The 23448-nt window shown below is 63.3% G+C and carries 16 protein-coding genes and 1 tRNA gene; 9 read left to right on the top strand and 8 right to left on the bottom strand.

Translation table 11 applies throughout. The features are described from left to right. Positions 1-68: 68 nt before the first annotated feature. Both KVF90_RS10780 and KVF90_RS10775 read left to right on the top strand, forming a co-directional pair. A complete protein-coding gene (locus tag KVF90_RS10780) occupies positions 69-1454 on the top strand; it encodes an ABC1 kinase family protein (RefSeq protein ID WP_264391582.1) in 1386 nt (461 codons plus the stop codon). A gap of 154 nt (positions 1455-1608) precedes the next feature. Further along, positions 1609-2109 (top strand): low molecular weight protein-tyrosine-phosphatase, encoded by a 501-nt coding sequence (locus tag KVF90_RS10775; RefSeq protein WP_264391581.1) that lies wholly within the window; start codon positions 1609-1611, stop codon positions 2107-2109. On the opposite strand, the gene recG is transcribed toward KVF90_RS10775, so the two are convergent. Continuing rightward, entirely contained in the window at positions 2106-4181 is a 2076-nt protein-coding gene (recG, locus tag KVF90_RS10770) for an ATP-dependent DNA helicase RecG (protein ID WP_264391580.1), read from the bottom strand. The two genes, KVF90_RS10775 and recG, sit on opposite strands and share 4 nt — an antisense overlap. Before the next feature lie 71 nt (positions 4182-4252). Here recG and KVF90_RS10765 point away from each other — a divergent pair, with 71 nt between their 5' ends. The 3 genes from KVF90_RS10765 to KVF90_RS10755 all read left to right on the top strand — a co-directional run bounded on the left by KVF90_RS10765 (position 4253) and on the right by KVF90_RS10755 (position 9637). Continuing rightward, complete coding sequence (locus KVF90_RS10765) at positions 4253-4531, top strand: succinate dehydrogenase assembly factor 2 (RefSeq protein WP_264391579.1); 279 nt, start codon at positions 4253-4255, stop codon at positions 4529-4531. Between the two features lie 50 nt (positions 4532-4581). Then, entirely contained in the window at positions 4582-8100 is a 3519-nt protein-coding gene (mfd, locus tag KVF90_RS10760) for a transcription-repair coupling factor (protein ID WP_264391578.1), read from the top strand. 241 nt (positions 8101-8341) lie between these two features. After that, positions 8342-9637, top strand: a complete 1296-nt coding sequence (locus KVF90_RS10755; protein WP_264391577.1) for a S41 family peptidase — start codon at positions 8342-8344, stop codon at positions 9635-9637. 39 nt (positions 9638-9676) lie between these two features. Here the strand turns inward: KVF90_RS10755 and KVF90_RS10750 are convergent, their stop codons facing one another. Next, the gene (locus KVF90_RS10750) at positions 9677-10510 is read right to left on the bottom strand and encodes an EAL domain-containing protein (protein WP_264391576.1); all 834 of its coding nucleotides are present in this window, start codon (positions 10508-10510) and stop codon (positions 9677-9679) included. Between the two features lie 153 nt (positions 10511-10663). On the opposite strand from KVF90_RS10750, the gene KVF90_RS10745 reads away from it, so the two are divergent. Continuing rightward, positions 10664-11458, top strand: coding sequence for an NAD kinase (locus KVF90_RS10745; protein ID WP_264391575.1), 795 nt, complete (start codon positions 10664-10666; stop codon positions 11456-11458). Between the two features lie 144 nt (positions 11459-11602). Then, positions 11603-11677, top strand: a tRNA-Asn gene (locus KVF90_RS10740). 358 nt (positions 11678-12035) lie between these two features. Here KVF90_RS10740 and KVF90_RS10735 read toward each other — a convergent pair. The 5 genes from KVF90_RS10735 to KVF90_RS10715 form a co-directional block, all read right to left on the bottom strand. After that, positions 12036-13595: an alkaline phosphatase D family protein gene (locus KVF90_RS10735; RefSeq protein WP_264391574.1), complete on the bottom strand. Its 1560-nt coding sequence runs from the start codon at positions 13593-13595 to the stop codon at positions 12036-12038. Between the two features lie 103 nt (positions 13596-13698). Further along, a complete protein-coding gene (locus KVF90_RS10730) occupies positions 13699-16338 on the bottom strand; it encodes a TonB-dependent receptor plug domain-containing protein (protein WP_264391573.1) in 2640 nt (879 codons plus the stop codon). Positions 16339-17035: 697 nt separating this feature from the next. After that, the gene (locus KVF90_RS10725) at positions 17036-17791 is read right to left on the bottom strand and encodes a sulfite exporter TauE/SafE family protein (RefSeq protein ID WP_264391572.1); all 756 of its coding nucleotides are present in this window, start codon (positions 17789-17791) and stop codon (positions 17036-17038) included. An 8-nt stretch (positions 17792-17799) separates the two neighbouring features. Then, complete coding sequence (secA, locus tag KVF90_RS10720) at positions 17800-20568, bottom strand: preprotein translocase subunit SecA (RefSeq protein ID WP_264391571.1); 2769 nt, start codon at positions 20566-20568, stop codon at positions 17800-17802. A gap of 120 nt (positions 20569-20688) precedes the next feature. After that, positions 20689-20964, bottom strand: a complete 276-nt coding sequence (locus KVF90_RS10715; protein ID WP_264391570.1) for a hypothetical protein — start codon at positions 20962-20964, stop codon at positions 20689-20691. Between the two features lie 88 nt (positions 20965-21052). On the opposite strand from KVF90_RS10715, the gene argJ reads away from it, so the two are divergent. Both argJ and KVF90_RS10705 read left to right on the top strand, forming a co-directional pair. Then, complete coding sequence (gene argJ, locus KVF90_RS10710; RefSeq protein ID WP_264391569.1) at positions 21053-22279, top strand: bifunctional glutamate N-acetyltransferase/amino-acid acetyltransferase ArgJ; 1227 nt, start codon at positions 21053-21055, stop codon at positions 22277-22279. A 2-nt stretch (positions 22280-22281) separates the two neighbouring features. After that, positions 22282-23076 (top strand): inositol monophosphatase family protein, encoded by a 795-nt coding sequence (locus tag KVF90_RS10705; RefSeq protein ID WP_264394483.1) that lies wholly within the window; start codon positions 22282-22284, stop codon positions 23074-23076. Here KVF90_RS10705 and trxA read toward each other — a convergent pair. Beyond that, positions 23073-23447, bottom strand: a complete 375-nt coding sequence (gene trxA, locus KVF90_RS10700; protein WP_264391568.1) for a thioredoxin — start codon at positions 23445-23447, stop codon at positions 23073-23075. The genes KVF90_RS10705 and trxA overlap by 4 nt on opposite strands. Position 23448: the final 1 nt, after the last annotated feature.

Below are 23448 nucleotides of genomic sequence, written 5' to 3'. Positions count from 1 at the left end.
GAGCAAGGAACAGGCGGCAATTCCGGCCGTTTGCGAACAAACCCTTCACAAGCGGAAGCCCCCTGCCCGTGTCCGACGACAATCAGATTCCCGATTTCGACAAACTCCCCGAAGACCGCAACCGCCAGCGCGCTGTGCCGGCGGGACGGATTGCGCGGTTCGGCACATTCGGGCGGCTGGTCGGCGGCGTGGCGAGCGGCATGGTGGCAGAAGGCGCGCGTCGGCTCGCCAGCGGCGAAGGGATAACCGCGCGCGATCTGATCCTTACCCCCGGCAACGTCCAGCGCCTCACCGACCGCCTCTCGCACCTGCGCGGCGCGGCGATGAAGATGGGGCAGATGATCAGCTTGGATGCGGGCGATTTTCTGCCTGACGAGCTTTCCAAGATTCTCGCCACCTTGCGCGACCAAGCCAATTTCATGCCGACCAAGCAGCTCGATCAGGTGCTCAGGAGCGAATGGGGGCCGGACTGGCGCAAGCAGTTCCGCTGGTTCAACCCGCGCCCCATCGCCGCCGCCTCCATCGGGCAGGTGCACAAGGCGCTGACCCGCGATGGCGAGGAGCTGGCGATCAAGGTGCAATACCCCGGCGTCGCCAAAAGCATCGACAGCGACGTCGACAATGTGATGACGCTGCTGAAGGTCGCAGGCTTCGCTCCGCCCGAACTCGAAATGGAAAAGCTGATGGCCGCGGCCAAGCAGCAGCTCCACGAAGAAGCGGATTACGAGCGCGAAGGCGCGCAAATGGCGTTGTACCGGGAGCAGCTGGCGGGCACCCCCGGCTTCGTCGTGCCGAAGCTGCACGAAGGTCTGACGCGCGGCTCGATCCTTGCGATGAGTTTTGAAGACGGCGTCTCGATCGAGGAAATCGGATCGGAAACGCCCGAGCGCCGCGACGAGGTCTATGCGCGGCTGATCCGGCTGGTGGCGCGCGAATTGTTCGAATTCGGCGTGATGCAGACCGATCCGAACTTCGCCAATTTCCGCTACCGGCGCGAAACGGGCGAGATCATTCTGCTCGATTTCGGCGCGTGTCGTCCGGTCGATCCGGCAGTGGCGAACGGCTATCGCAAGATGCTCGAAGCGGGGCTGCGCGGCAATGCCGAAGAAGTGCTCGCCGCCACGATCGAAGCGGGTTTCATGATGCCGATCGTCGCCGAAAAGCACCCCGAGCGGGTGAACAAGATGATCGACATCGTGATCAACGAAATGCGCGAGGATGCGCCCTTCGATTTTGGTGACCGCGCGTTCATCCCGCTGCTGCGCGAGGAAGGCTTTGCCATCGCGCAGGACAAGGACACCTGGGCCTTCCCGCCGATCGAGACGCTGTTCGTGCAAAGGAAGGTTTCCGGCACTGCGCTGCTGGGCGCACGCTTGAAGGCCAAGGTGAACATCCGGCGCATCACCGAAGATGTGCTGGCTAGCACCTCACCACTCCCGGCAGCCGCCGCCTGACGGCACCTAGACCCCCTCTAGACCCCGGTTAGACCCCCGTTAGGCCGGTTTTGGACACATCTCGCCCCGGATACTTGTCCGGACCGGCATGTTTCACGTGAAACCAACATGATAGCCGGTGGACAGCCCCTGATGAATGTAATAGTGCATCATCATGCATGGGGGCATTGAACATAGAATTGGTGTGCTGTTTGTGTGTCTCGGCAATATCTGCCGGTCACCAATGGCTGAGGGTGCTTTCCGCGCGGCAGCGGAGGAACGCGGTCTGGCGTGTCTGATCGACTCTGCCGGAACCGCGTCCTATCATCTGGGTAGCCAACCCGATCAACGCGCAATCGCCGTTGCCAGCGCCAAGGGCATCGATATCGCCGAACAAGCGGCACGGCAGATCGAGCGCGACGATTTCTACCGCTTCAGCCACATCATCGCATTGGACCGCGCCAATCTGGAAAGCCTGCGTGCCAAGGCCCCGCGTGACGGCACGGCCCGGCTCGCAATGCTGATGGACGCGGTCGACGGGCGCCGGGGCGAACCGGTGCCTGATCCCTATTATGGCGATACCGCCGCGTTCGAACTGGCGTGGAGCATGATCAACCTCGGCGCATGTGCCTGGGCTGACCGGCTGAAGAGCGAAGCTGCGGCGCTGCGCAGCTAACCGCCGCGCAGCAGCTGAACGCCCCAATCGCGTTCGAACAGATAAAGCAGCAGCCGCGCTGCCTCACCGCGTTCCGACATTAGCCCGCCATCGCGGTCCATCAAAAGCCGGGCGTCGCCGTGCGCAATCGGCAGCAGGCGCTGCATCTGCTCGAGATTGGCGATCCGGAAAGCCGCCTCTCCCGATTGGCGGGTGCCGAGCAGCTCCCCACCGCCACGCAGGGCAAGGTCTTCCTCGGCGATCCGGAACCCGTCCTGCGTCTCGCGCATCAGGGCGAGCCTCGCCCGCCCCGTTTCGGACAGAGCCCCGCTGCGCAGTAGCAGGCAGGTGGATTTCTCCGCGCCCCGCCCCACCCGCCCGCGCAGCTGGTGGAGCTGGGCCAGGCCGAAGCGCTCAGCTTGCTCGATCACCATCAGGGTAGCCGAGGGGACATCGACCCCCACTTCGATCACCGTCGTTGCCACCAGCAGCCGCGCCTGCCCGCTGGCAAAACGCTCCATCGCAGCATCCTTGATCTCGGGGCGAAGCTGACCGTGGACCAGTACCACGGCATCGCCAAACCGCTCGGTCAGCGCCGCGTAGCGCGCTTCGGCCGCAGCGATATCGGCAAGGTCGGGCGCGCCGTCGATCTCGCGCACCATCGGGCACACCCAATAGGCCTGTTGCCCGCTGGCGAGGTGGCGTGCCACGCCCGCGACCACCTCGTCGATACGCTCCATCGGCACCACGCGGGTGTCGATCGCCTGCCGTCCCGGGGGCAGTTCATCGAGGCGGCTCACGTCCATCTCGCCATATTGCGCCAACGTCAGCGAGCGCGGGATCGGGGTTGCTGTCATGGCAAGGGTGTGCGGCGCGCGGCGGCCCTTTGCGGCCAGCGCAAGCCGCTGCGCCACTCCGAAGCGGTGCTGCTCGTCGATCACCACCAGCCCCAGATCGCGGTAGTTCACCGTGTCCTGAAAAATCGCATGGGTGCCGACCAGCACCTGGATCGAGCCGTCCATCAGCCCCATCAGCAGCCCTTCGCGCTCGCGCCCCTTGGCCCGCCCGGTCAGCAGCGCGATGTTGACGCCGGTCGGTGCGAGCATCTTGCGCAGCGTCTCGAAATGCTGGCGCGCGAGAATTTCGGTCGGCGCTAGCAGCGCAGCCTGCTTGCCGGCCTCTACCGCGATCAGCATCGCTTCGAGCGCGACCACAGTCTTGCCCGCGCCAACATCGCCCTGCAGCAACCGCAGCATCGGCGCTTCCTGCGCCATATCGCCCTCGATCTCGGCGATCGAGCGGCTCTGCGCGCCGGTCAGGGCGAAGGGCAGTTGCAGCTTGGCGCGCAAGGCGCCGTCTCCCGCCAGCGCCTGCCCCTTGCGCCGCCGCCCCTCGGCCTTGACCAGCAACAGCGCGAGGCTGTTCGCCAGCAACTCGTCATAGGCGAGCCGATCGCGTGCCTTTTCATCGGTGCTTTCGTGGCCAAGTCGCAGCGCCTCGCGCCATGCGGGCCAGCCTGCGCGTTCGAACTGGCCCGGCTCGATCCACTCGGGCAGCGCCGGGAGCCGCGCGAGAGCCTGTTCGACAAGCCCCGCCACCCGCGGCTGGGTGAGCCCTTCGGAAAGCCGATAAACCGGCTCGCTCAGCCGCCCCATTTGGGCCGCGCTTTCGGCCTCGATATGGTCGGGATGGACGATCTGGAGCATGTCGCCATAACGGTCGAGCCGCCCTGCCACCCAGCGCTTCTCGCCTACCGGGAGCAGCTTCTTCGCGCTGTAGGCGGCCTTGCCGAACCATGTCAGCGCGCAGATATTGCCGGCCGCATCTTGCGCCAGCACGCGATACGGCCCGCGGCTTCCGGCGCGCGGCGCGCGGTGTTCGATAGCGGTCAGCGCGATAATCACCTGCTCGCCCTCGCTCGCCGAATCGAGATCGGCTACCGCGCTGCGGCTGACGAAACGTTCGGGCAGGTGGTAGGCAACGTCCTTGACTCGCGTCAGGCCGAGCTTCTCCAGTGGCTTCATCACCTTCGGCCCGACGCCTTCGAGCGTCTCGACTTCAGCAAAGAGCGGATTGAGGGCCTCTGGGCGCATGGGTTGTCGCTATCATTCTCGCCGCGTCATTGCGAGTTGAAGCCACGCACAGCTGTGGCTAGGTGAGGCGCATGACCGACACCCCCTCCTTCGAACAGCGTCTCGCCCGGGCAAAGTTCCGCGCATGGCACCGCGGCACGCGCGAGGCCGATTACATGATGGGCGGCTATTATGACCGCTACCATGCATCATGGGGCGAGGCAGAGCTGGCGTGGTTCGAAGCGCTGCTCGACGAGGATGATGTCGACGTGATGGCCTGGGCGCTCGGATCGCAAATGCCGCCCGAACATCTTGCCGGCGATCTGCTTACGACGATGCAACGCCTCGATTACGTCGATATACCGCGCTGACAGGAGCCGCGCGGGAACGCATTGGCCTCGCGCTGCTTGACTGGAAACCTATGCCTGACCTTAACCGCATCCTCGCGGCCCGTGATGCCCTGACCCTCGCTTCGCTCCCCCGCGGGAGCCTGCCGCTGGTGCTGACCGATCTCGCGCGCGCCGCACAGGCGAACAAGGGCGGGCGGCGGGCCGTGTTCATCGCGCCAGATGACGCCGCAATGCGCGCCGCTGCCGATGCCGCGCGCTTCTTTGCGCCCGAACTCGATGTCATCACCTTCCCCGCGTGGGACTGCCTGCCGTATGACCGCGCGAGCCCCGCGCTATCGATCAGTGCGGAGCGGCTTGCCACGCTCCACCGCTTGCAGCAGCCCGGCAGCGCCCAGCAATTGCTGGTGACCACGATCAACGCCGTGCTCCAGCGGGTCCTCACCCCGTTCCGGGTCCGCGAGTCTGTGCGGGAGTTTAAGGTCGGAGTGCAGATCGGGCATGAGAGCCTTGCCGCCCTGCTCACCCGCCAGGGCTACAGCCGCACAGACACAGTGATCGACCATGGCGAGTTCGCGGTGCGCGGCTCGATTGTCGACATCTTCCCGTCCTCGCTGGACAGCGGGCTGCGCCTCGATTTCTTCGGTGACGAGCTGGAGAGCCTGCGTCTCTTCGACCCCGCAACCCAGCGCACGGTCGAGCGGATCGACAGCCACCTGCTTCTCCCCGCCTCCGAAGCGCTGCTCGACGAGGAGAGCATCAAGCGCTTCCGCAGCCGGTACCGCGAGATCTTCGGGGCGAACGCCACGCAAGACCCGCTCTATGAAGCCGTGTCCGAAGGCCGCAGGCTCGCTGGGATGGAACATTGGCTGCCGCTGTTCGAAGACCGGTTGGCGAGCCTGTTCGATCACCTAGGCACCAATGATGTCGTCGTCATCGATCAGGGCGCCTTGGGGGCGGCCGAGGAGCGGTTGACCGATATCAGCGATTATCACGACCAGCGTGGTCGGATCGCGGGCGAAAAGAGGGGCAGCTACCGCCCGCTCAAGCCCGATGCGCTGTACCTCACCCGCGCCGAATTCGATGCGGCCCTCGCCGCTTTGCCCGCTCACCGCGCATCGGGCTTTGCGGCCGATGACAGCGCAAACGTGCTCGATTTCGGCTTCCGTTCGGCGCGCGACTTTTCGCCGGAACGCGGGCGCGGGGAGAATGTCTACGAGGCCGCCGCCGCACACCTGAAGGCTGTTGCCAAGTCCAAGCGCAAGCCGCTGGTGGCCGCCTATTCCACTGGCAGCGCCCGCCGGATTGCCGCAATCCTTGAGGAAGCCGGCGCGCCCACCGCGCTGGCCGATAGCTGGCAACAGGCGCTCGGCCTTGCGGCCAAGGGCAAGGCCGCAGTGGTCGTCCTGCCGCTGGAGAGCGGGTTTTCGAGCGACACGCTCGATCTTGTCACCGAAGCCGACGTGCTCGGCGACCGGCTGGTGCGGCGCAAGAAGAAGCGCAAGGATTCCGACGCCTTCCTCGCTGAAATTCAGGCGTTGGCACGCGGCGATCTGGTCGTGCATGTCGAACATGGGATCGGGCGTTACCTCGGACTGGAGCCGATCCCGGTCGGCAAAAGCGAGCACGATTGCGTCGCGCTGGAATACTCCGGTGGGGACAAGCTGTTCATCCCGGTCGAGAACATCGATGTCCTCAGCCGCTACGGATCATCCGAGTTGCCGGTCGCGCTCGACAAGCTTGGCGGCGAGGCATGGCAGCGTCGCCGCGCCAGGCTCAAGGAGCGCATCACCGCAATCGCCGGTGAGCTGATGCAGGTGGCCGCAGAGCGTGCTTTGCGACAGGCCCCTGCCCTGCCCGCCGATCCCGCGACCCTCGGCCAGTTCACCGACCGCTTCCCGTGGTCGGAAACCGAGGATCAGGAACGCGCGATTACGGATGTTCTTGGCGATCTGGAAAGCGGCCGCCCGATGGACCGCCTCGTCTGCGGCGATGTCGGCTTCGGCAAGACCGAGGTCGCGCTGCGGGCAGCTTTCGTGGCGGCAATGCACGGCCAGCAGGTCGCCGTGGTCGCGCCGACCACGCTCCTTGCCCGCCAGCATTACCAGAACTTTGCCGAGCGGTTCGCGGGTTTCCCGCTGAAGGTGGGACGGCTCTCGCGCCTCGTCACTTCGAAGGAGGCTGCCGAAACGCGCGAGGGGCTGGAAAGCGGCCATGTCGACCTTGTCGTCGGCACCCACGCGATCCTCTCGAAGTCGACCAAGTTCAAGAACCTGGGCCTTGTGATCGTCGACGAGGAGCAGCGCTTTGGTGTCACCCACAAGGAAAAGCTGAAGCAGCTGCGGGCCGACGTTCACGTCCTCACCCTCACCGCAACACCGATTCCGCGTACGCTGCAAATGGCGATGAGCGGCCTGCGCGAACTCTCCACCATCCAGACCCCGCCGGTCGACCGCCTCGCTGTGCGCACCTATGTGATGGAGTGGGACGACATGGTGATGCGCGAGGCCTTGCTGCGCGAACATCATCGCGGCGGCCAAAGCTTCATCGTCGTGCCCCGCATTTCCGACATGGCCGATGTCGAGGAATGGCTCCGCGAGAACGCGCCCGAGATCAAATCCGTCTCCGCCCACGGCCAGATGAGCCCGAGCGAGGTCGAGGAGCGGATGGGCGCTTTCTACGACCGCAAATACGACGTGCTGCTGTCGACCACGATCGTCGAAAGCGGGCTGGATATTCCGTCCGCCAACACCATCATCATCCACCGCGCCGACCGGTTCGGCCTTGCCCAGCTCTACCAGCTGCGCGGCCGCGTCGGACGGGCCAAGCTGCGCGCCTATGCCTATCTGACGCACGAGACGGGCGTGGCACTTTCGGAGATCGCGCAAAAGCGGCTCAAGGTGCTCGGCGATCTCGACACGCTGGGTGCCGGCTTCCAGCTCGCCAGCCACGATCTCGACATTCGCGGTGCGGGGAACCTGCTCGGCGACGAACAGTCGGGCCATATCCGCGAGGTCGGCTTCGAACTTTACCAGGCCATGCTGGAAGAGGCGATCCTTGCGGCCAAGGCGGGCGAGATGGGCCTTGCTCCGGCACGCGACAAGGTTTCGCCCCAGATCACCGTCGATGCGCCGATCATGATCCCCGAAGAATACGTCCCCGATCTCGCGGTTCGCATGGCGCTCTACCGCCGCCTCAACCAGGCCGAGGGGCAGAACGATATCGAGAGCATGGCCGCCGAGATGATCGACCGCTTCGGCGATCTGCCGCAGCCGACCAAGAACCTGATCCGCCTGATCGAGATCAAGCATCAGGCCATCGGCGCGAACATCGCCAAGATCGATGTTGGCGCGCGGGGGACGCTCGTCACCTTCCACAATGACGATTTCCCCGATCCGGTGGGCCTGATCGCCTATGTCGAGCGGCTCAATGACGGCGGCAAGGATACCGCCAAACTGCGCCCCGACATGAAGCTGGTGATCAACCGCGCGTGGAGCGATCCGCAGAGCCGCCTCAATGGCCTGTTCCAGCTCACCAAGGGGCTGAGCGGGATTGTCAAGAAAGCTGCGGCGAAGACGAAGAAGGCGGCGTGATGGCTTCCCGGCCCAGGCTCATTCGAAAGAGCTGGACGGCCAACCTGGTCCGTCAAACTGGACGCAGTCGGCTGGCCACCCCGCGCTGCCAGCGTGACCATAATCACCTGTCGCAGCGGGAAGCCGGAGCCGGTCAGCATCTCGAGTTATCTTTGAGATGTACTAGGTCTTCATTCATGCTGACGCTTGTTAAATTGTAATACATATATTTCAATGGATCGAGGCACGGGCAAGTCGCCATGTGGCATTCGTTGAAAGGTCAAAGGCGTTGATGCCTGTTTTCATTCGGCTCTGTATCGCTGCCGCAGCTGCGCTTCTCACCCCGCCCGCAACTGCAGCGACGGTGGGCACAATCGATCCTGTAGACTTGCAGGCCGACCTTCGCATCGCGCTCGACACAATTGAACGTCTACACCCTGATCTCTCTCATTCAGTCACGAAGGCTGACCTCGAACAGGCAGCCGAGAAGGTAAGCGAGCAACTTACCCGTCCCATGACCCAGGATGAGGCGTGGGCAGCATTGGCGCAGCTTAACCCGATAATGGCAGACGGTCACCTCTTCGTCGGCCTGCCGGACTGGCGAGGACAAAGCGCAGAAGCGATCCGTCAGGGCAAAGGTTTCTTCCCCTTCGAAGTTTCGCTCGATGGTGACGGTTACCCCGTCATCAATACCGCACTCGGCGGAGCGACTACTCCTCTGGCTGGCCGTCGCATCCTGCGCATAAACGGGCAGGATGCACGGATGATTGCCGATACGCTCTTGGCGAGGGCGCACGGGGATACTCTGGCCTTCCGAACCGCCTTGGTCTCACAGCGCTGGTGGCTGCTCCATTGGAAGCTGTACGGTGCGCCCTCAAGCTATGACCTTGTGCTGAGCGGATCGGCGGAAACTCATCGCGTTCCTGCCGGATACGTCCTGCCAGCTGTTCTTCAGCAGGAGGCCAGTTTCGAGCGTCTGTTCCAATGTCGGGTAGACGCTGACGGGGACGCCCAAATGACCATCTCGGCATTCTACTGGGAGGACAAAGAGCGGTTTTATCGATTCACGCAAGATTGTTTCGCTCAGATGAAGGCCGCGTCGACCAAGCACCTGGTCATTGATGTCAGCGCCAACGGCGGAGGCGACGACGACATGTGGAAGCAGGGCATTCTCCGTTACATCGCCACGCAACCATACAAGCACGGCTCAACTTATGTGAAGCGTGAGAAGACCGGTGAGATAACCGAGGGCATGATCGAAACAGCTACACAGCCTGGAGTCGACGAACCTCTAAAGTTCTCCGGCAAGGTGACGGTGCTAATCGGACCGTTGACCTACTCCTCAGCAGTGCTCTTTAGCAACGTGATGCGTGATTATGGGTTCGCCACAATCTCGGGAACGGGCAACGCAGCCCGCGCTCGGCAGTCAGGCGGGGTGCAGCAACTGACTCTGCCCAATTCAGGGTTGGTTCTGTCCTACCCACGTTTTGTGCTGGACCCGCCGTCAGGAGAGCGCTCTCCCTTCTTTTTGCAACCGGACGCAGCTCCGCAGCAATAAACGCACACCACATAACGGGACGCGTCACCGGAGTACCCGCTACCCGTGCCCCATGCCCCGCGCTGTCCGTGCTAACGCCACCACGCTTTCGCTCGGCATGGGCTGGGCGCGCAGGAAACCCTGCCAGAAGTCGCAGCCCTCGGCGGTGATGGCGGCACGCTGGATTTCGTCCTCGATCCCTTCGGCATAGACTTCAAGGCCAAGCGCCTTGGCGAGCGCGACGATAGCGCGCAGCACGGCGAGCGCGGTCGCATCGGCGGGAACGCCTTCGACCATCGCCTTGTCGAGCTTCAGCGCATCAAGCGGCAGTTCGCGCAGGTAGCGGAAATTGCAGAACCCCGCGCCGAAATCATCGAGCGCGGTGCGGAAGCCGAGGCCCCGCAGCGCCTTGAGCGCGCTCGCCGCCTGCGCCAGATTCCGCAGCAGCAGATCCTCGGTAATCTCCAGCATGAGCCGCTGCGGCGCAATTTCCGAGCGGCCGATCAGCGCGGCAAAATCGGCGGCAAAGCGCGGATCGCCCAGTTCCTCGGGTGTGATGTTGAGCGACAGGGTGAGATTGTCCGGCCACGTCGCGGCATCCTCGAGCGCGCGCGCAACCACATGGCGCGAGAGCGGCGCGACGAGTGCGGCCCGTTCCGCCACCGCAAACAGATCGCGCGCGCCGATCGCGCCAAGTGTCGGGTGCCGCCAGCGCGCCAATGCCTCCGCCCCGACAAGCGCGCCGGTGACGCAGGAGAATTGCGGCTGGAACAGCACCTCGATCTCGCGCCGGTCGAGCGCGCGCAGAAGATCAGCCTCGAGCACGCCGGGGCTGACCCCGGGCAAGCGCCCGCGGACCGCGCTGCCGCGCAAGGATGTCCGGGTCTGTTCCATCTCGCTCCTCTTGCCCCGCCCTTCCTTAACCATTCAATAGGCCCCTGCCTCGCATCAATTGCAATCCGCCCGAATCTGGCACATCAGGGCCCACGCCTAGCACTGGGCCGGGGATAAGCTGTCCGGATGCACTTTGCTGCCGGAGGGGGAAGAATGGCGAGCATTGGTACGACCTATCAGCGGCTGGCGTTGCTCGCGTCGGAAACTGATCGCGCGCAGGACGCATATAGTGCGCTGCTCGACACGGGCGACTGGGTCCCGCTGGCCGAGGCCGATGCGGTCGTGGTTCTGGGCGGCGACGGTTACATGCTCCAGGTGCTCCACGCGATGCTCGATGCGGGGCGCGTGATCCCGGCATACGGGATGAACCTCGGCACGGTCGGCTTCCTGATGAACCGGTACGACAAACGCGCCGCGATTGCCGCACGGGTCAACAAGGCGCGTCGCTGGACGATCTCTCCCCTGCGCGTCGAGGCGATAACGCAGGACGGCGAGACCCACGTGATGAGCGCGATCAACGAGATTTCGCTGCTGCGCGAAACCCGCCAGACCGCCAAGATCGAGGTCACCGTGGGCGACCGGGTGCGCATCCGCGAGCTGGTGTGCGACGGCGTGCTGGTAGCGACCCCCGCCGGGTCGACCGCCTACAATCTATCGGCCAACGGCCCGATCCTGCCGCTCGACAGCAAGATGCTGGCGCTGACCCCGATCAGCCCCTTCCGCCCGCGCAGATGGAAGGGCGCGATCCTGCCGGACCGGATGAAGATCGTGCTGCGCGTGCTCGACCCGGCCAAGCGACCGGTCGCCGCCGTGGCCGATCAGAAGGAGCTGCGCGACATTGCCGAAGTCCGCCTCCAGATCGCGCACGACAATGACCTGACCCTGCTGTTCGATCCGGGCCAAAGCCTTGAAGAACGCATCGTGGCGGAGCAGTTCATTACGTCTTGATTTTCCGAACGCCATCTGGGGCGCGGCCGCTCCGCGACCGAATGACGCTACCTGCGGTGGTTGCTCAAAACCCTCTTGCAATCACCCGCACCGGCCCATATAGGCGCGCTTCCGCTCTTCCTTAGTACCGCTTGGAAGAGTTGCTCCCCGATAGCTCAGCGGTAGAGTAGGTGACTGTTAATCACTTGGCCGTAGGTTCGAATCCTACTCGGGGAGCCATTTACTTCTAAAATAATATTTATTTTCAAGATTTTAGGCCTAGCTGGCCTAAGGCTTCCCCACACCTTTCCCCACAACACGTTAAGACGCATTGCGATTGTAAGGTCGCAGCGCGGGTTTGCACTGGTGCGCGAAAGGCAGCTTTTGGGAGAAGCGCGATTGGATCACAATGGCTGGAACTGGGTCGGGTAGCGGACGTCACCAGAATGACGCGGTCAGCCGTGAATCTTGCCGGAGCACGCTCAGCAATTAGACCCTTTGGTCCGAAGCGGCGCATGCTCGCCACGGCAATGCTTGCCCCAAAACTGTGTCCGCATTTCCGCGCCGTAGCAGTCCTCACTCGCTCAAGCTCAACAGATCAAAGGTCAGCGACCCTTATCTCTACATCGGTCCCGACGGCGGAGTTCGGATTGAGCGGGTCTGCAACAACCCGATAGGTCGTTGCCCAGTGACGCGTATCCACATCAAACCGGCAGTAGCCCCGCTGGCGGCCATTATGGTGGGCGACGTGCGGATTGTCCGCGCGGGCACGTTCCATCGCTGGCGACCAGGGACAATCGGACGAAATCGAAGTGCCCGAAAACTCGACGCCGACTCTTTTCGAGCGGACATCGAACGGGTCGAGATGAAGGCGCGATGCGGCGGCGCAGTGCCAGTCGCCTGTGATCGAGACCGGGTTTGACACACCATCAGCGAGCGTTTCGAACAGCCGCTGGCGTGCCGGGGCATAGCCGTCCCACGCATCGAAGTTTACTGCGGCTGGTTCGGGCGCCTGATTGTAGCGATAGGGGGTAAGCCAGACCTGCGAGGCCAGCACGTTGAACTTGGCGTCCGATCGCCGCAGCGCGTCGGCCAGCCATTTCTCCTGGCCTGCGCCCAGCATCGTGCGGTCGGGCCGTGCGGCTTCGGGACAGGGTGTCTGGCCGGGGAAGCCCTCGCCACAGACCTGATCGGCGCGGAACTGGCGGGTATCAAGCAAATGGACCTGCGCCGGTCCGAAGCGGTAGAGGCCGTACATCTGCAGGCGCGCCTGCAGGGCCGTGCCCAGCATATCGATCACCGGCGGGCGGTCGATCGGCATGTGTTCGTAATAGGCCTTGAAGGCCGCGATCCGCCGCACCTGCCACTCCAGCGGCGTCTGCGCCCAAGGATCCTGCGGAGTGTCCGAGGCCCAGTTGTTGTCGATCTCGTGGTCGTCCATGGCCACGATCCACGGACTCGCCGCGTGCGCGGCCTGAAGCGAGGGATCGGTCTTGTAGAGCGCGTAGCGGTTGCGATAGTCCCACAAGGTGACGATTTCCGGCCCGTTGTGCTGGCGCACGGTATTGAAGGTCAGATCCTCGCCGAACATTTTCGCCGTGCGCTTGCCGAGGTCGCTCGTCCCGCCTTCGTAGATGTAGTCGCCGACGTGCACGACGCAGTCAGGAGCCCAAGCGGCCATGTCGGCATAGGCGGCGTAGTGCCCACTCTGCCAAGACTGGCAGCTCGCTACCGCCAGCCGTGCGGTGGACGAGGCGCGGCTTGTCGTGCGGGTCCGGCCGAGCGCGCTCTCGTAATCGCCGACGCTGAAGCGGTACCAATACTCGCGCCCCGGCTCGAGACCCTCGACCCGCTCGTGGATGGAATGCGCATCCTCCGCCACTGCCACCACGTCCATCTCGCGCACCAGCCGCTTGGCGGCATCATCGGCCCATATCCGGAGGCGCACCGGCACGTCGCCGAGCGGCATCCCGCCGCCGCGCAGCGGATCGGGTGCGAGGCGCGTCCACAGCATCACGCTGGTATCGCGCGGGCTTCCCGATGCGATGCCTAGCGTGAAGGGGTTGCTTTTGATGGCAGCACGCACGGCTGCGGGCAGCAGCAGCACGCTACCAGCGGCAACGATGCCGGAACCCAGAAAATGACGGCGATTGAACATCTCGGCTCTCCTCGGTGCGCTTGGCGCGTGGCCGGCCAGCGGCGGACGCGTTCGCGAAAGCGTAGGCGGGCGGCCCCCGAAGGGCAGCCGCCCGCGGGCTGGATCAGAAGTTGTATTCGTACTGCAGCCAGACCGACCGCGGCTTCCCGTTCCAGCCGTACTGACGGTAGAAGCTGCTGTTCTGCGGCCCGATCTCGCCGCGGACTGCCGCACGCGAGACCTGGAGCGTGGAGCCACCCGAGGCCCGCTCGAAATATTCTTCGTCAAGAATGTTCACGAGGCGGATCATCAGGCGGTGTTCGCGCTCTTCACCGAGGTAGTACTGGATCGAGCCGTTGAGCACGAAGTAGTTCCCGAAGTTGATGTCCTCGACCACCCGGTTCCCGTTGGCATCGACCAGCCGCGCGAGGGCGTTGGGGGCATAGGCAAATTCCGGACCCTGATACCGCGGGTTGAGCGCGAACACCCAGCGATCGCTCGGCGTGAGGGTAAAGAGGCCTGACAGCGCCCATTCGGGCCGTTCACCGGCTTGACGCAGCGGCTCGCTGCCAGCCGGGCCGGGCGTCACGAAGGGCAGGTCGACGGTGGTTCCATCACGCCTAGCACGCAGGCCGAAGACCGGGTTGGGTTCGAGCGATTCCGTCTTGGTGAAAGTCAGGTCGAACTGCACAAGATCGAGGTCGAGTGAAAGGTCGACTGTCCAGCCTTGGATATCCTGCAGCGCGAGCTGGTTGACCGCGACGGTTTCTCGGCCAGCCAGATTGGCGGCGCTCGCGGAGGCGCAGAAGGCGTCCGGCGGAATGATCAGCGCCCGGTTGGCGGTGATTACATCGCGCGTGAGCGGGCTGCCGGGCAGCACTTCGCGCGCATATTCGAGGCACACGCTGTCGATCGACCGGTCGGCGAAGAGGTTCTTGATCTCAGTATCAAAGTAGCCGAGTTCGATGTTAAAGGTGCCCCCGCCGATTTCGCCGTTGATCCCGGCACCGAGGCTATAGGTCTCGACGCTTTGCGGCTGGAGATCGGGGTTGAGGTTGGCGTTGGCACCGTACACGCCGAGCTCGTCGATCTTGGGCAGCGAATAGGACGTGCCGCCGTTGGCGCGCAGGTAGAAGCCGGCGGGCAGCTCCTGACGCAGGCCCACTTTCCAGACGCTCTCATCCGAGAAACTGGTGTTGAAGTCGTGGCGTCCCGCAATTGAGGCGTTGAACCCTTCGAGGATCGGCAATTTGAGGCGCACATCGCCGTAAACACCGGTCGACCGCAGCGTCAGGTCCTGCACGCCGTAAACGGCGTCGGAGTTGTCCCGATAGCTGGTGTTCTGGACGCCGACCACGGTCTCGAGCCAATCGGCCCAACGGTGCGTGAGACGCCCGTTGACACCGTAATCAACATAGCTGGACGTGAATTGGTCGACGTCCCCGATCCCCTTGACCGGCACCCCGGTACCGAAGTTGGCGACCGACTGGATGACGAAGCCCAGCGGGTTGCCGATCGGGAAGGGGTTGTCGAGCGTGCCGTAGGGACGGCCGTTCGCCGGATTGACGTAGATACCTTCGCGCGCCTGCACGTTGGCGCGGCCGAAGTTGAACTGCGGATTGGTGACGCAGCCAGCGGGCAGACCGTTGGCGGCGGCGAAAGCTTCGTACTGCGTTGCCGTGGTGAAGCCCCCGGCAGGCGCCCGCGGACGGATCGCGGCGGGCAAATCACCGACCCGCGGGATCGAGCAGACCAGCGGATCAAGCTCGGTATTTCGCAGCTTAGGGGCCTGATAATAGCCCTCGACGATCAGGCTGGTGTTTTCATTGAAGCGCTTCTCGAAGCTTGCGTTGAAGATCGGGAATTCGGTCTTGTTGGGTGCATAGGGCTGACTGTCGGGGAAGGTGTCCTCGAAATCCACCGTGGCGAACTGGAAGCCAGCGCGGAACTGCGTGTCTTGATCGATCTCCCAGAAGTATTTCGCACCCAGATTATTGTAGCTGTAGGGATATTCACGAAAACCGCCGAGATCCAGCAACGTGTCGGCAAAGGCATCACGGTTGAACAGGATGTTCGAATCCGTCTCGTAGGAACGACCGAAGACCATGATCGAATGCTCTCCCGGCAACCCAGCGAGCGGTAGCGGGAAGGAAACGTTGCCATAGATTTCGCGCGTTTTGAACGATCCCCCGTAAACGCCGATCTCGCCCGAGAACTTGCCTTCCGGCTGCTTGGAATAGACCGAGACCACACCCAGACCGCCGTTCGATCCGAAGTAGAGGCTGTTTCCCCCGCGGAAAATCTCGATCGAGCGGATCATGCGCGGATCGATTGCGGTAGCGGGCCAGATGTCCTCAAGTGGCGAGGATCGATCGAAATACGGCACGCCATCAACTAGAAGGAGCGTGTCACGGTCTGTGCCGCCGTCGATACGGATGGTGAATTCACCTTCATCGGGTGAATATCCAATGTTGGCACCGCGGATCAGGCCAGCCGCAAGCTCTCCGAAGTTGGTAAAGCCGCCGGTATCGATCTCATCGTCGCTGATTATTTGTACCTGCGTGCCGAAATCAACAAAGGCAGCGGCTAGTTCGGTCTCGGAAACTGCAATTTTTTGGCCTTCTACGACGATAGTATTTTCATCATCTTCAGATTGTGACGCCCCCTGAGTTTCCTGTGACGTTGGCTGGTTACTCTCTGCTTGTGCCGCAAATGGAATTGCAGAACACAAAAGCGCGGCCTTCATCAAAAAAATTGATCGCATCTTCAATACCCCCTGGTTTGTGAGCGCAGGGTATATTGTGAATATATGAATCTGCTGGGAAATGCATGTTTCAGATTCACGAATATTTTAATTCTAAATCATGAATCTCTATTTCACATCGGTTACATGAAGCGAGTTATATTTGTCGTGATTGTCAGTAATTTGAATTATATTTATCGCTTTATTGACATATAGTATTTATTACAATTGCTTGAGCCAATTATATTATATTTTCTCTTCCCGGTAACATGACGAGAGCGCCCGAGGTGCTTGCAAATTCGTTTCGCTTGATCTCGGCGAATCGCAGTACATTTCACCCATTTCTGACTGGCGCTGCCGCATGAGGCTGACCCCGACCAAATGGCTGCTTGAGATCGCGTACAATCGGAGCGCAAGGCCGAGCCACTCATATGGCACCCGTGGCGCGAGCATGAGAGGGGCCCATGACCGCTATGGGGTCGAATGCTGAAGGGCAGTTTTTGGCGCAAACAAGCGGATAGCCGCCATTGCGAACGCCTTGGTAGCGGGCATCCTGTGCTGTATTCCCCGACGCCTGCGGCCATGCCGAGGACGCGGATGCTAGCGCGATGGTCCCTGGAGCTGTCGTTCGAATGTCAGGCCGCGCCACCCTTTTTCGGGCCTTGTCTGCGCTTTAACACGCCATCACGCCGTGCACAGTCCCTGGACATGATCAGTTCTAGACCCCCACCAGCAGCCGGACCCCAACCACCAGCACCAGCAGCGCGGTCAGCCACCTTATCCACTTCGGGGGCAACAACTTCGCCGCCAACAGGCTGCCGATCTGGCCGCCGATCACCACCGCCACCATTAGCGGCAACGCTGCGCCCAGCGCTTGGCCGAACAGGCCGGGGCCGTTTTTGACCAACTGCCCGGCGAGGCCGAACAGCGAATTGACCAGAATGAACAGGCTCGCTGTTGCGGCAATCGCTCGCGCCTCATGCCAGCGGGCAAGGTGCAGCAGCGGCGCAAGGAATATGCCTCCGCCGATCCCCACCAGCCCGGCAAAGTAGCCAAGCGGTGCGGCGGCGAGCGGCATCCATCGGGCAAAACCCGTAGGCCCGCCATCCTCGTTCTCGCGCACCGGGATCAGCATGGTCAGCGCGGTCAGCACGAGGCTGCCCCCGAGAAGCGACAGAAAGGTCGCTTCCTTGATCGGGGTCAGACCGCCCACAAAGCTCGCAGGCGCGCCCAGCGCCACGATCACAAACGCCTTCATCCACGGCGTAAGCCCTGCGCGGGCGAAGCGGATGCTCGATCCGCTCACGACAACGATATTGCACGCCAGCGCCACCAGCGGCAGCAGCCGGTAATCGAGCCCGGACAGCGCCAGAAGCGCCGAATAGGTCGACCCGCCCCCGAAACCAACACTGGCATAGAGCAGCGCCGTCACCAAAAAGGCGAGCGCCAGCAGCGCAGGAACCGCCCCGATCATGCCTCAACTCATAGGGCGATAGCGCGCGGTGACAGGGCGCCATGGCAATGCTTGTACTTCTGCCCGCTGCCGCACGGGCACAGCGCATTGCGGCTGAGTCCGAGATTGGCATAGGGGTCCGTTCCTGCCTCGGCCCCGCCCGCACCGAATTCCGCCGCCGGCGCACCGGCGAGCGAGCCGAACAGTTCGGGGCGCATGTGCGATCCGTCGCCATCGGCTGAGTCGTCAAGGCCGGTCAGCGGATCGATATGGCCGGTCAGGAAATCGGGCAGTTCCGGCAGCCCTTGCGGCTGCGGCGGCTCGATCCTCAGTTCCGCGCGGAACAGGATCTTGGTCACCTCCTCGCGCAGCGTATCGAGCATCGTCTCGAACAGCGCAAAGGCCTCCTGCTTGTACTCGTTGATCGGCTGCTTCTGCGCGATGCCACGCATCCAGATCACCTGCCGCAGCGCATCCAGCGTGGCGAGGTGTTCCTTCCAGTGATGGTCAAGCTGACGCAGCAGCACGTCCTTCTCGACGATCCGCCAGATCGACGGATCGGAATTGGATACCTTGGTGTCCATCATCTCGTCGGTGAGAGCGCGAAGCTTTTCCTCGAGCAGCTCAGGCTCGACCTCGTCCTCGGCGAGCCATTCGTCGAACGGCGGCTGGAAGCCCAGCACCTCTTCGGCGCGCGTCTTCAGACCGGCAATGTCCCACTGCTCCGGATAGGAGCCCGGAGGGCACGCCGCGCCGACGATGGTGTTGATCGTGTCGTGGCGCATATCGACCACCACGTCGTCGACCGCCTCGCTGTCCATGATCTCGGCGCGCTGTTCGTAGACCACCTTGCGCTGGTCGTTCATCACATCATCATACTGCACGACCTGCTTGCGCATGTCGTAGTTGCGCGCTTCGACCTTCTTCTGCGCGGTCTCGATCGCCTTCGATAGCCACTTGGATCCGATCGCTTCGCCATCGGCGAGGTTCGATTTCATCATTTTCGAGAAAAGCGTGTCGGGGCCGAAGATGCGCAGCAGGTCATCCTCAAGGCACAGGTAGAAGCGCGACAGGCCGGGGTCACCCTGACGACCCGAACGGCCGCGCAGCTGGTTGTCGATGCGACGGGATTCGTGGCGTTCGGTGCCGAGCACGAACAGGCCCCCTGCCGACCGCACCTGATCCTTTTCCGCCGCGACTTCTGCGCGGATGCGGGCGACAGCTTCATCGCGCTCGGGGCCTTCAGGCATTTCGCCCAATTCATCGAGGATGCGGTATTCGATATTGCCGCCCAGCTGAATATCGGTCCCTCGCCCGGCCATGTTGGTGGCAATGGTGACCGCACCCAACCGCCCGGCCTGTGCCACGATGCGCGCTTCCTGTTCATGGAAGCGGGCGTTCAGCACCGAGTGCGTCACGCCTTCCTTGTCGAGATACTGGCTGAGCAGTTCGGACTTTTCGATCGAAACCGTGCCGACAAGCACAGGCTGGCCGATTTCCTGCTTTTCCTTGATCGCCTTGGCGATGGCGCCGAACTTGTCGGCGGTGTTCTTGTAGAACTCGTCTTCCTCGTCGATGCGGGCGACCGGCAGGTTAGTCGGGATTTCGACCACGCCGACCTTGTAGATGTCCCAGAATTCCGCGGCTTCGGTGGCCGCGGTGCCGGTCATGCCGGAGAGCTTGGGATACATGCGGAAGTAGTTCTGGAAGGTGATCGAGGCGAGCGTCTGGTTCTCGGGCTCGATCCGCACGCCTTCCTTGGCTTCCACGGCCTGGTGCAGCCCGTTCGACCAGCGACGACCATCCATCATGCGGCCGGTGAACTCATCGATGATGATGACCTTGCCGTCCTTCACGATGTAATCGGTATCGCGCTTGCGGGCGAAGTTGGCGACCAGCGCCTGATCGAGGTGGTGGACGACCTGCGTGTTCTCGACGTCGAAGAGGTTATCGGTGGCAAGCAGACCCTTTTCGATCAGCAGTTGCTCAACCGCTTCCATGCCATCTTCGGTCAGTTGGACGCGCTTCACCTTCTCGTCGATGTCGAGCCATTCGACCGGGATTTCCCGAGCCACCTGATCGAGCGAGACGTAAAGCTCGGACTTGTCCTCGGTCGGGCCGGAGATGATCAGCGGTGTGCGCGCTTCGTCGATCAGGATCGAGTCGACCTCGTCGACGATCGCGAAGTTGAAGGGGCGCTGCGCCATCTGCGCGCGCTCGTGCTTCATGTTGTCGCGCAGGTAATCAAAGCCGAATTCGTTGTTGGTGCCGTAAGTGATGTCGGCGTTGTAGGCGTCGCGCTTGAACTCCTCGGGCATGCCGGGGACGATCACGCCGACGGTCAGGCCGAGCCAGTTGTAAAGCTTGCCCATCTCCGCAGCATCGCGCCGCGCGAGGTAATCATTGACCGTGACCACGTGCACACCCTTGCCCTCAAGCGCGTTGAGGTACACCGCCAGCGTCGCCATCAGGGTCTTGCCTTCGCCGGTGCGCATCTCGGCAATCTCACCGCGGTGCAGCACGAGACCGCCGATCAGCTGCACATCGAAGTGACGCATCCCGAATACGCGGACCGAAGCTTCGCGCACCGTGGCGAAGGCCTCGGGCAGGATCTCGTCGAGGGTTGCACCCTTGTCTACCAGGGCGCGCAGCTTGCCGGTCTGGCCCTGCAACTCCTCGTCGGTGAGCGCCTGAATCTGCGTTTCAAGCCCGTTGACCTGCGAGACGATCTTTTGAGCGGACTTGATGTAACGATCATTGGACGAACCGAAGACCGACTTGATGAGGGAATTGAACATGGAATCAAACCTTTGATGCGCACAGCAACCCGGTGAGCGGGCGTGAAGCGGATTATGGGGGTGGCGCGCAGCCTAAGGGGCTCGGCGCGCTGGAATGCACGGTGAGAACTTGAACGGCGCCTATTCGAAGGCGCGTTCGATCCCCATCAGCACCGGCAGACGCAGCGAGGCCGGAGGTGCCGGGCGCGGTTCGGACGTTTCGAGCTGACGCGTTTCCCTGAGGCTCGTCGGCGCAGCTTGCGCAGCGATGCTCTCGCTGCCCGAAGTCTCATCCCCGGCGGCCGCAGCAATGCTGGCATTGCAGGCCAACGCCTCTGCCAAAGACGCCTGCGCCGGGCCGCCAAAAGCGACAAGGCCTGTAAGCAGGGCCAGAAAGGCAAGGAAACGCCGGGTCATCGTGCACGCTAAATAGGCAATCGCGCGGCATTCGTCCACCAGCTTTGCCGATTTACTGCGCCGCCCTGCGTGCCTAGAGGGCTTTGCCATGCAGATCGACCGTTCGCCCCTCGCCCGCCCGTTCCCAGACATGCCGCCGATTGCGGGGGTAACCCTGCGTGTCGCGCGAGCGCAGTACAAGGCGTGGGACCGCTGCGACCTGACCTTCGCTGAACTTGAGCCCGGCACCAGCGTGGCGGGCGTTTTCACCAAGAGCGCCTGCGCCTCCTCGGAAGTTGAACTTGGGCGCGAGGCGGTAAAGCAGGGCCGCGCGCGGGCGCTGATCGTCAATGCGGGCAATTCCAACGCCTTCACCGGATGGCGCGGCCGCGAGGCGGTCGATGCGATCCGCGCTCAGGTCGGCGCGGCGCTGGACTGCGGGGTGGACGAGGTGTTCGTCTCATCGACCGGAGTGATCGGTGTGCCGCTCTCCATCGACAAGGCCCGCGCCGGAATTGCAGCCGCCCTCGACGCCGAGCCCTGCGGGTGGGAAGATGCCACGAACGCGATCGGCACCACCGATACCTTCGCCAAGGGCGCAGGCGCATCGGCCATGATCGGCGCAACGCGGGTCGAGCTGGCCGGAATCATCAAGGGCAGCGGCATGATCGCGCCCGACATGGCGACAATGCTCGGCTATATCTTCACCGACGCCGATGTTGCCCCCGGCTTCCTTCAGGAAGCGCTCGAACGCGCGAATGCTGCCACTTTTTCGTGCATCACCGTTGATGGGGACACCTCCACGAGCGACACGGTGATGGCGTTTGCGACTGGCAAGGCCGGAAATGCGCAAATCGAGGGCTGGGATAGCCCCGGCGCTGATGCTTTCGCGGCGGCGCTTGCCGATGTGTGCCGCAATCTTGCGCAGCTCGTTGTGCGCGATGGCGAGGGTGCCCAGAAATTCATCACCATCCGCGTGAGCAGCGCGTCGAGCGATGACAGTGCCCGCCGCGTAGGCCTTGCTATCGCCAATTCGCCCTTAGTGAAGACGGCGATTGCAGGCGAGGATGCCAATTGGGGCCGTGTTGTCATGGCCGTGGGCAAGGCCGGCGAACCGGCAGACCGCGACCGGCTTTCGATTGCTTTTGGCGGGGTTTGGGCCGCCCGCAACGGTCTTCCCGTCGAGGACTATGACGAGGCCCCCGTCGCCGCGCATCTGAAGGGCGAGGAAATCGACATCTCGGTCGATCTTGGCCTCGGCGACGGCCGCGCCAGCGTGTGGACCTGCGATCTCACGCACGGCTACATCGCAATCAACGCGGACTACCGCTCGTGAGACTGTCGGCCCTCGACGCCGAGATCCGCGATCTGATGCGCTTCGCTGCGCAGCGTTCGATGCTGCCGCGCTTCCGGAACCTGGCGGCGGGCGAGGTCGAGATGAAGGGGGCGGACGATCCCGTCACCATCGTTGACCGTGAGGTCGAAGCCTTCCTCACCGAAGCGCTGACCAAGCTCGCACCCGGCGTGGCGGTGGTCGGCGAGGAAGCGGTGCACGCCGACAAGTCGGTGCTCGATCACCTTTCGGGCCAGTGCTGGATCATCGATCCGCTCGACGGCACGGCTAACTTCGCGGAAGGCAAGGAGCCGTTCGGGATCATCATTGCTCTGGCCGATGCCGGACGCGCGGTGGCGGGCTGGATCTATGATCCCAACAAGGACCGCTTCTGCCATGCCCGCGCGGGCGAAGGCGCGTTTGTGAGTGGTGAGCGGATCGCCGCGCGCAGCACCGGGCAGCAGCAGCCGGTCACCGCCGTCAGCCGCATCTTCCTCACCCCCGAACAATCGGCGATGGTCGATGCGAAGCTCGCGCCCTACTACACGCTGGTCGACATTCCGCGCTGCGCTGCCGAACAATACCCGCGCCTCGCGCTGGGCGAGAACGACGTTTCAAGCTTCAAACGCACGCTCGCCTGGGATCACGCGGCCGGCGTGTTGTGGCTCAATGAAGCGGGCGGCAAGGCCGCGCGGCTCGATGGCAGCGAATACCGCGTCGACCAGCACGACGCGCCGGGCCTTGTCGGCGCGTCGAGCCCGGCGATCTGGGACGAATTCGTCGCGCGGGTGCTGGCTTAAAGTTCGCTTTCGAGCCACGCCTTAAGCTGGCCCTTGGGCGCAGCGCCAAGCTTGCGGGCGACCGCCTCGCCGTTCTTGAACAGCACCATCAGCGGGATCGACTGCACGCCCATTTGCGCCGCGATATCGGTGTTCTCCATGATATCGATCTTGGCGATCTTCACCTGCCCGGCCAGCTCTTCGCTGATTTCCTCGAGCGCCGGTGCGATCATCTTGCACGGCCCGCACCAGTCTGCCCAGAAATCGACCAGCACAGGCGTATCGCTATCCAGCACGTCGGCCTGGAAGCTGGTATCGGTGACGTTGATGGTAGCCATGATCGCATTCTCCTTTTGCCGGCGACCATAAGAGCGCCGGTCACGTGAATGCAAT

The sequence above is a fragment of the Porphyrobacter sp. ULC335 genome (assembly GCF_025917005.1).
In the GTDB taxonomy this organism is placed as follows: Bacteria; Pseudomonadota; Alphaproteobacteria; order Sphingomonadales; family Sphingomonadaceae; genus Erythrobacter.
This window is presented reverse-complemented; position numbering and strand designations above follow the sequence as displayed.

Coding starts and splice junctions, on each gene's coding strand:
- KVF90_RS10775 (WP_264391581.1), top strand. CDS start 1,609: ATGCATGGGGGCATTGAACATAGAATTGGTGTGCTGTTTGTGTGTCTC.
- recG (WP_264391580.1), bottom strand. CDS start 4,181: ATGCGCCCAGAGGCCCTCAATCCGCTCTTTGCTGAAGTCGAGACGCTC.
- KVF90_RS10765 (WP_264391579.1), top strand. CDS start 4,253: ATGACCGACACCCCCTCCTTCGAACAGCGTCTCGCCCGGGCAAAGTTC.
- mfd (WP_264391578.1), top strand. CDS start 4,582: ATGCCTGACCTTAACCGCATCCTCGCGGCCCGTGATGCCCTGACCCTC.
- KVF90_RS10750 (WP_264391576.1), bottom strand. CDS start 10,510: ATGGAACAGACCCGGACATCCTTGCGCGGCAGCGCGGTCCGCGGGCGC.
- KVF90_RS10745 (WP_264391575.1), top strand. CDS start 10,664: ATGGCGAGCATTGGTACGACCTATCAGCGGCTGGCGTTGCTCGCGTCG.
- KVF90_RS10735 (WP_264391574.1), bottom strand. CDS start 13,595: ATGTTCAATCGCCGTCATTTTCTGGGTTCCGGCATCGTTGCCGCTGGT.
- KVF90_RS10730 (WP_264391573.1), bottom strand. CDS start 16,338: ATGCGATCAATTTTTTTGATGAAGGCCGCGCTTTTGTGTTCTGCAATT.
- KVF90_RS10725 (WP_264391572.1), bottom strand. CDS start 17,791: ATGATCGGGGCGGTTCCTGCGCTGCTGGCGCTCGCCTTTTTGGTGACG.
- secA (WP_264391571.1), bottom strand. CDS start 20,568: ATGTTCAATTCCCTCATCAAGTCGGTCTTCGGTTCGTCCAATGATCGT.
- KVF90_RS10715 (WP_264391570.1), bottom strand. CDS start 20,964: ATGACCCGGCGTTTCCTTGCCTTTCTGGCCCTGCTTACAGGCCTTGTC.
- argJ (WP_264391569.1), top strand. CDS start 21,053: ATGCAGATCGACCGTTCGCCCCTCGCCCGCCCGTTCCCAGACATGCCG.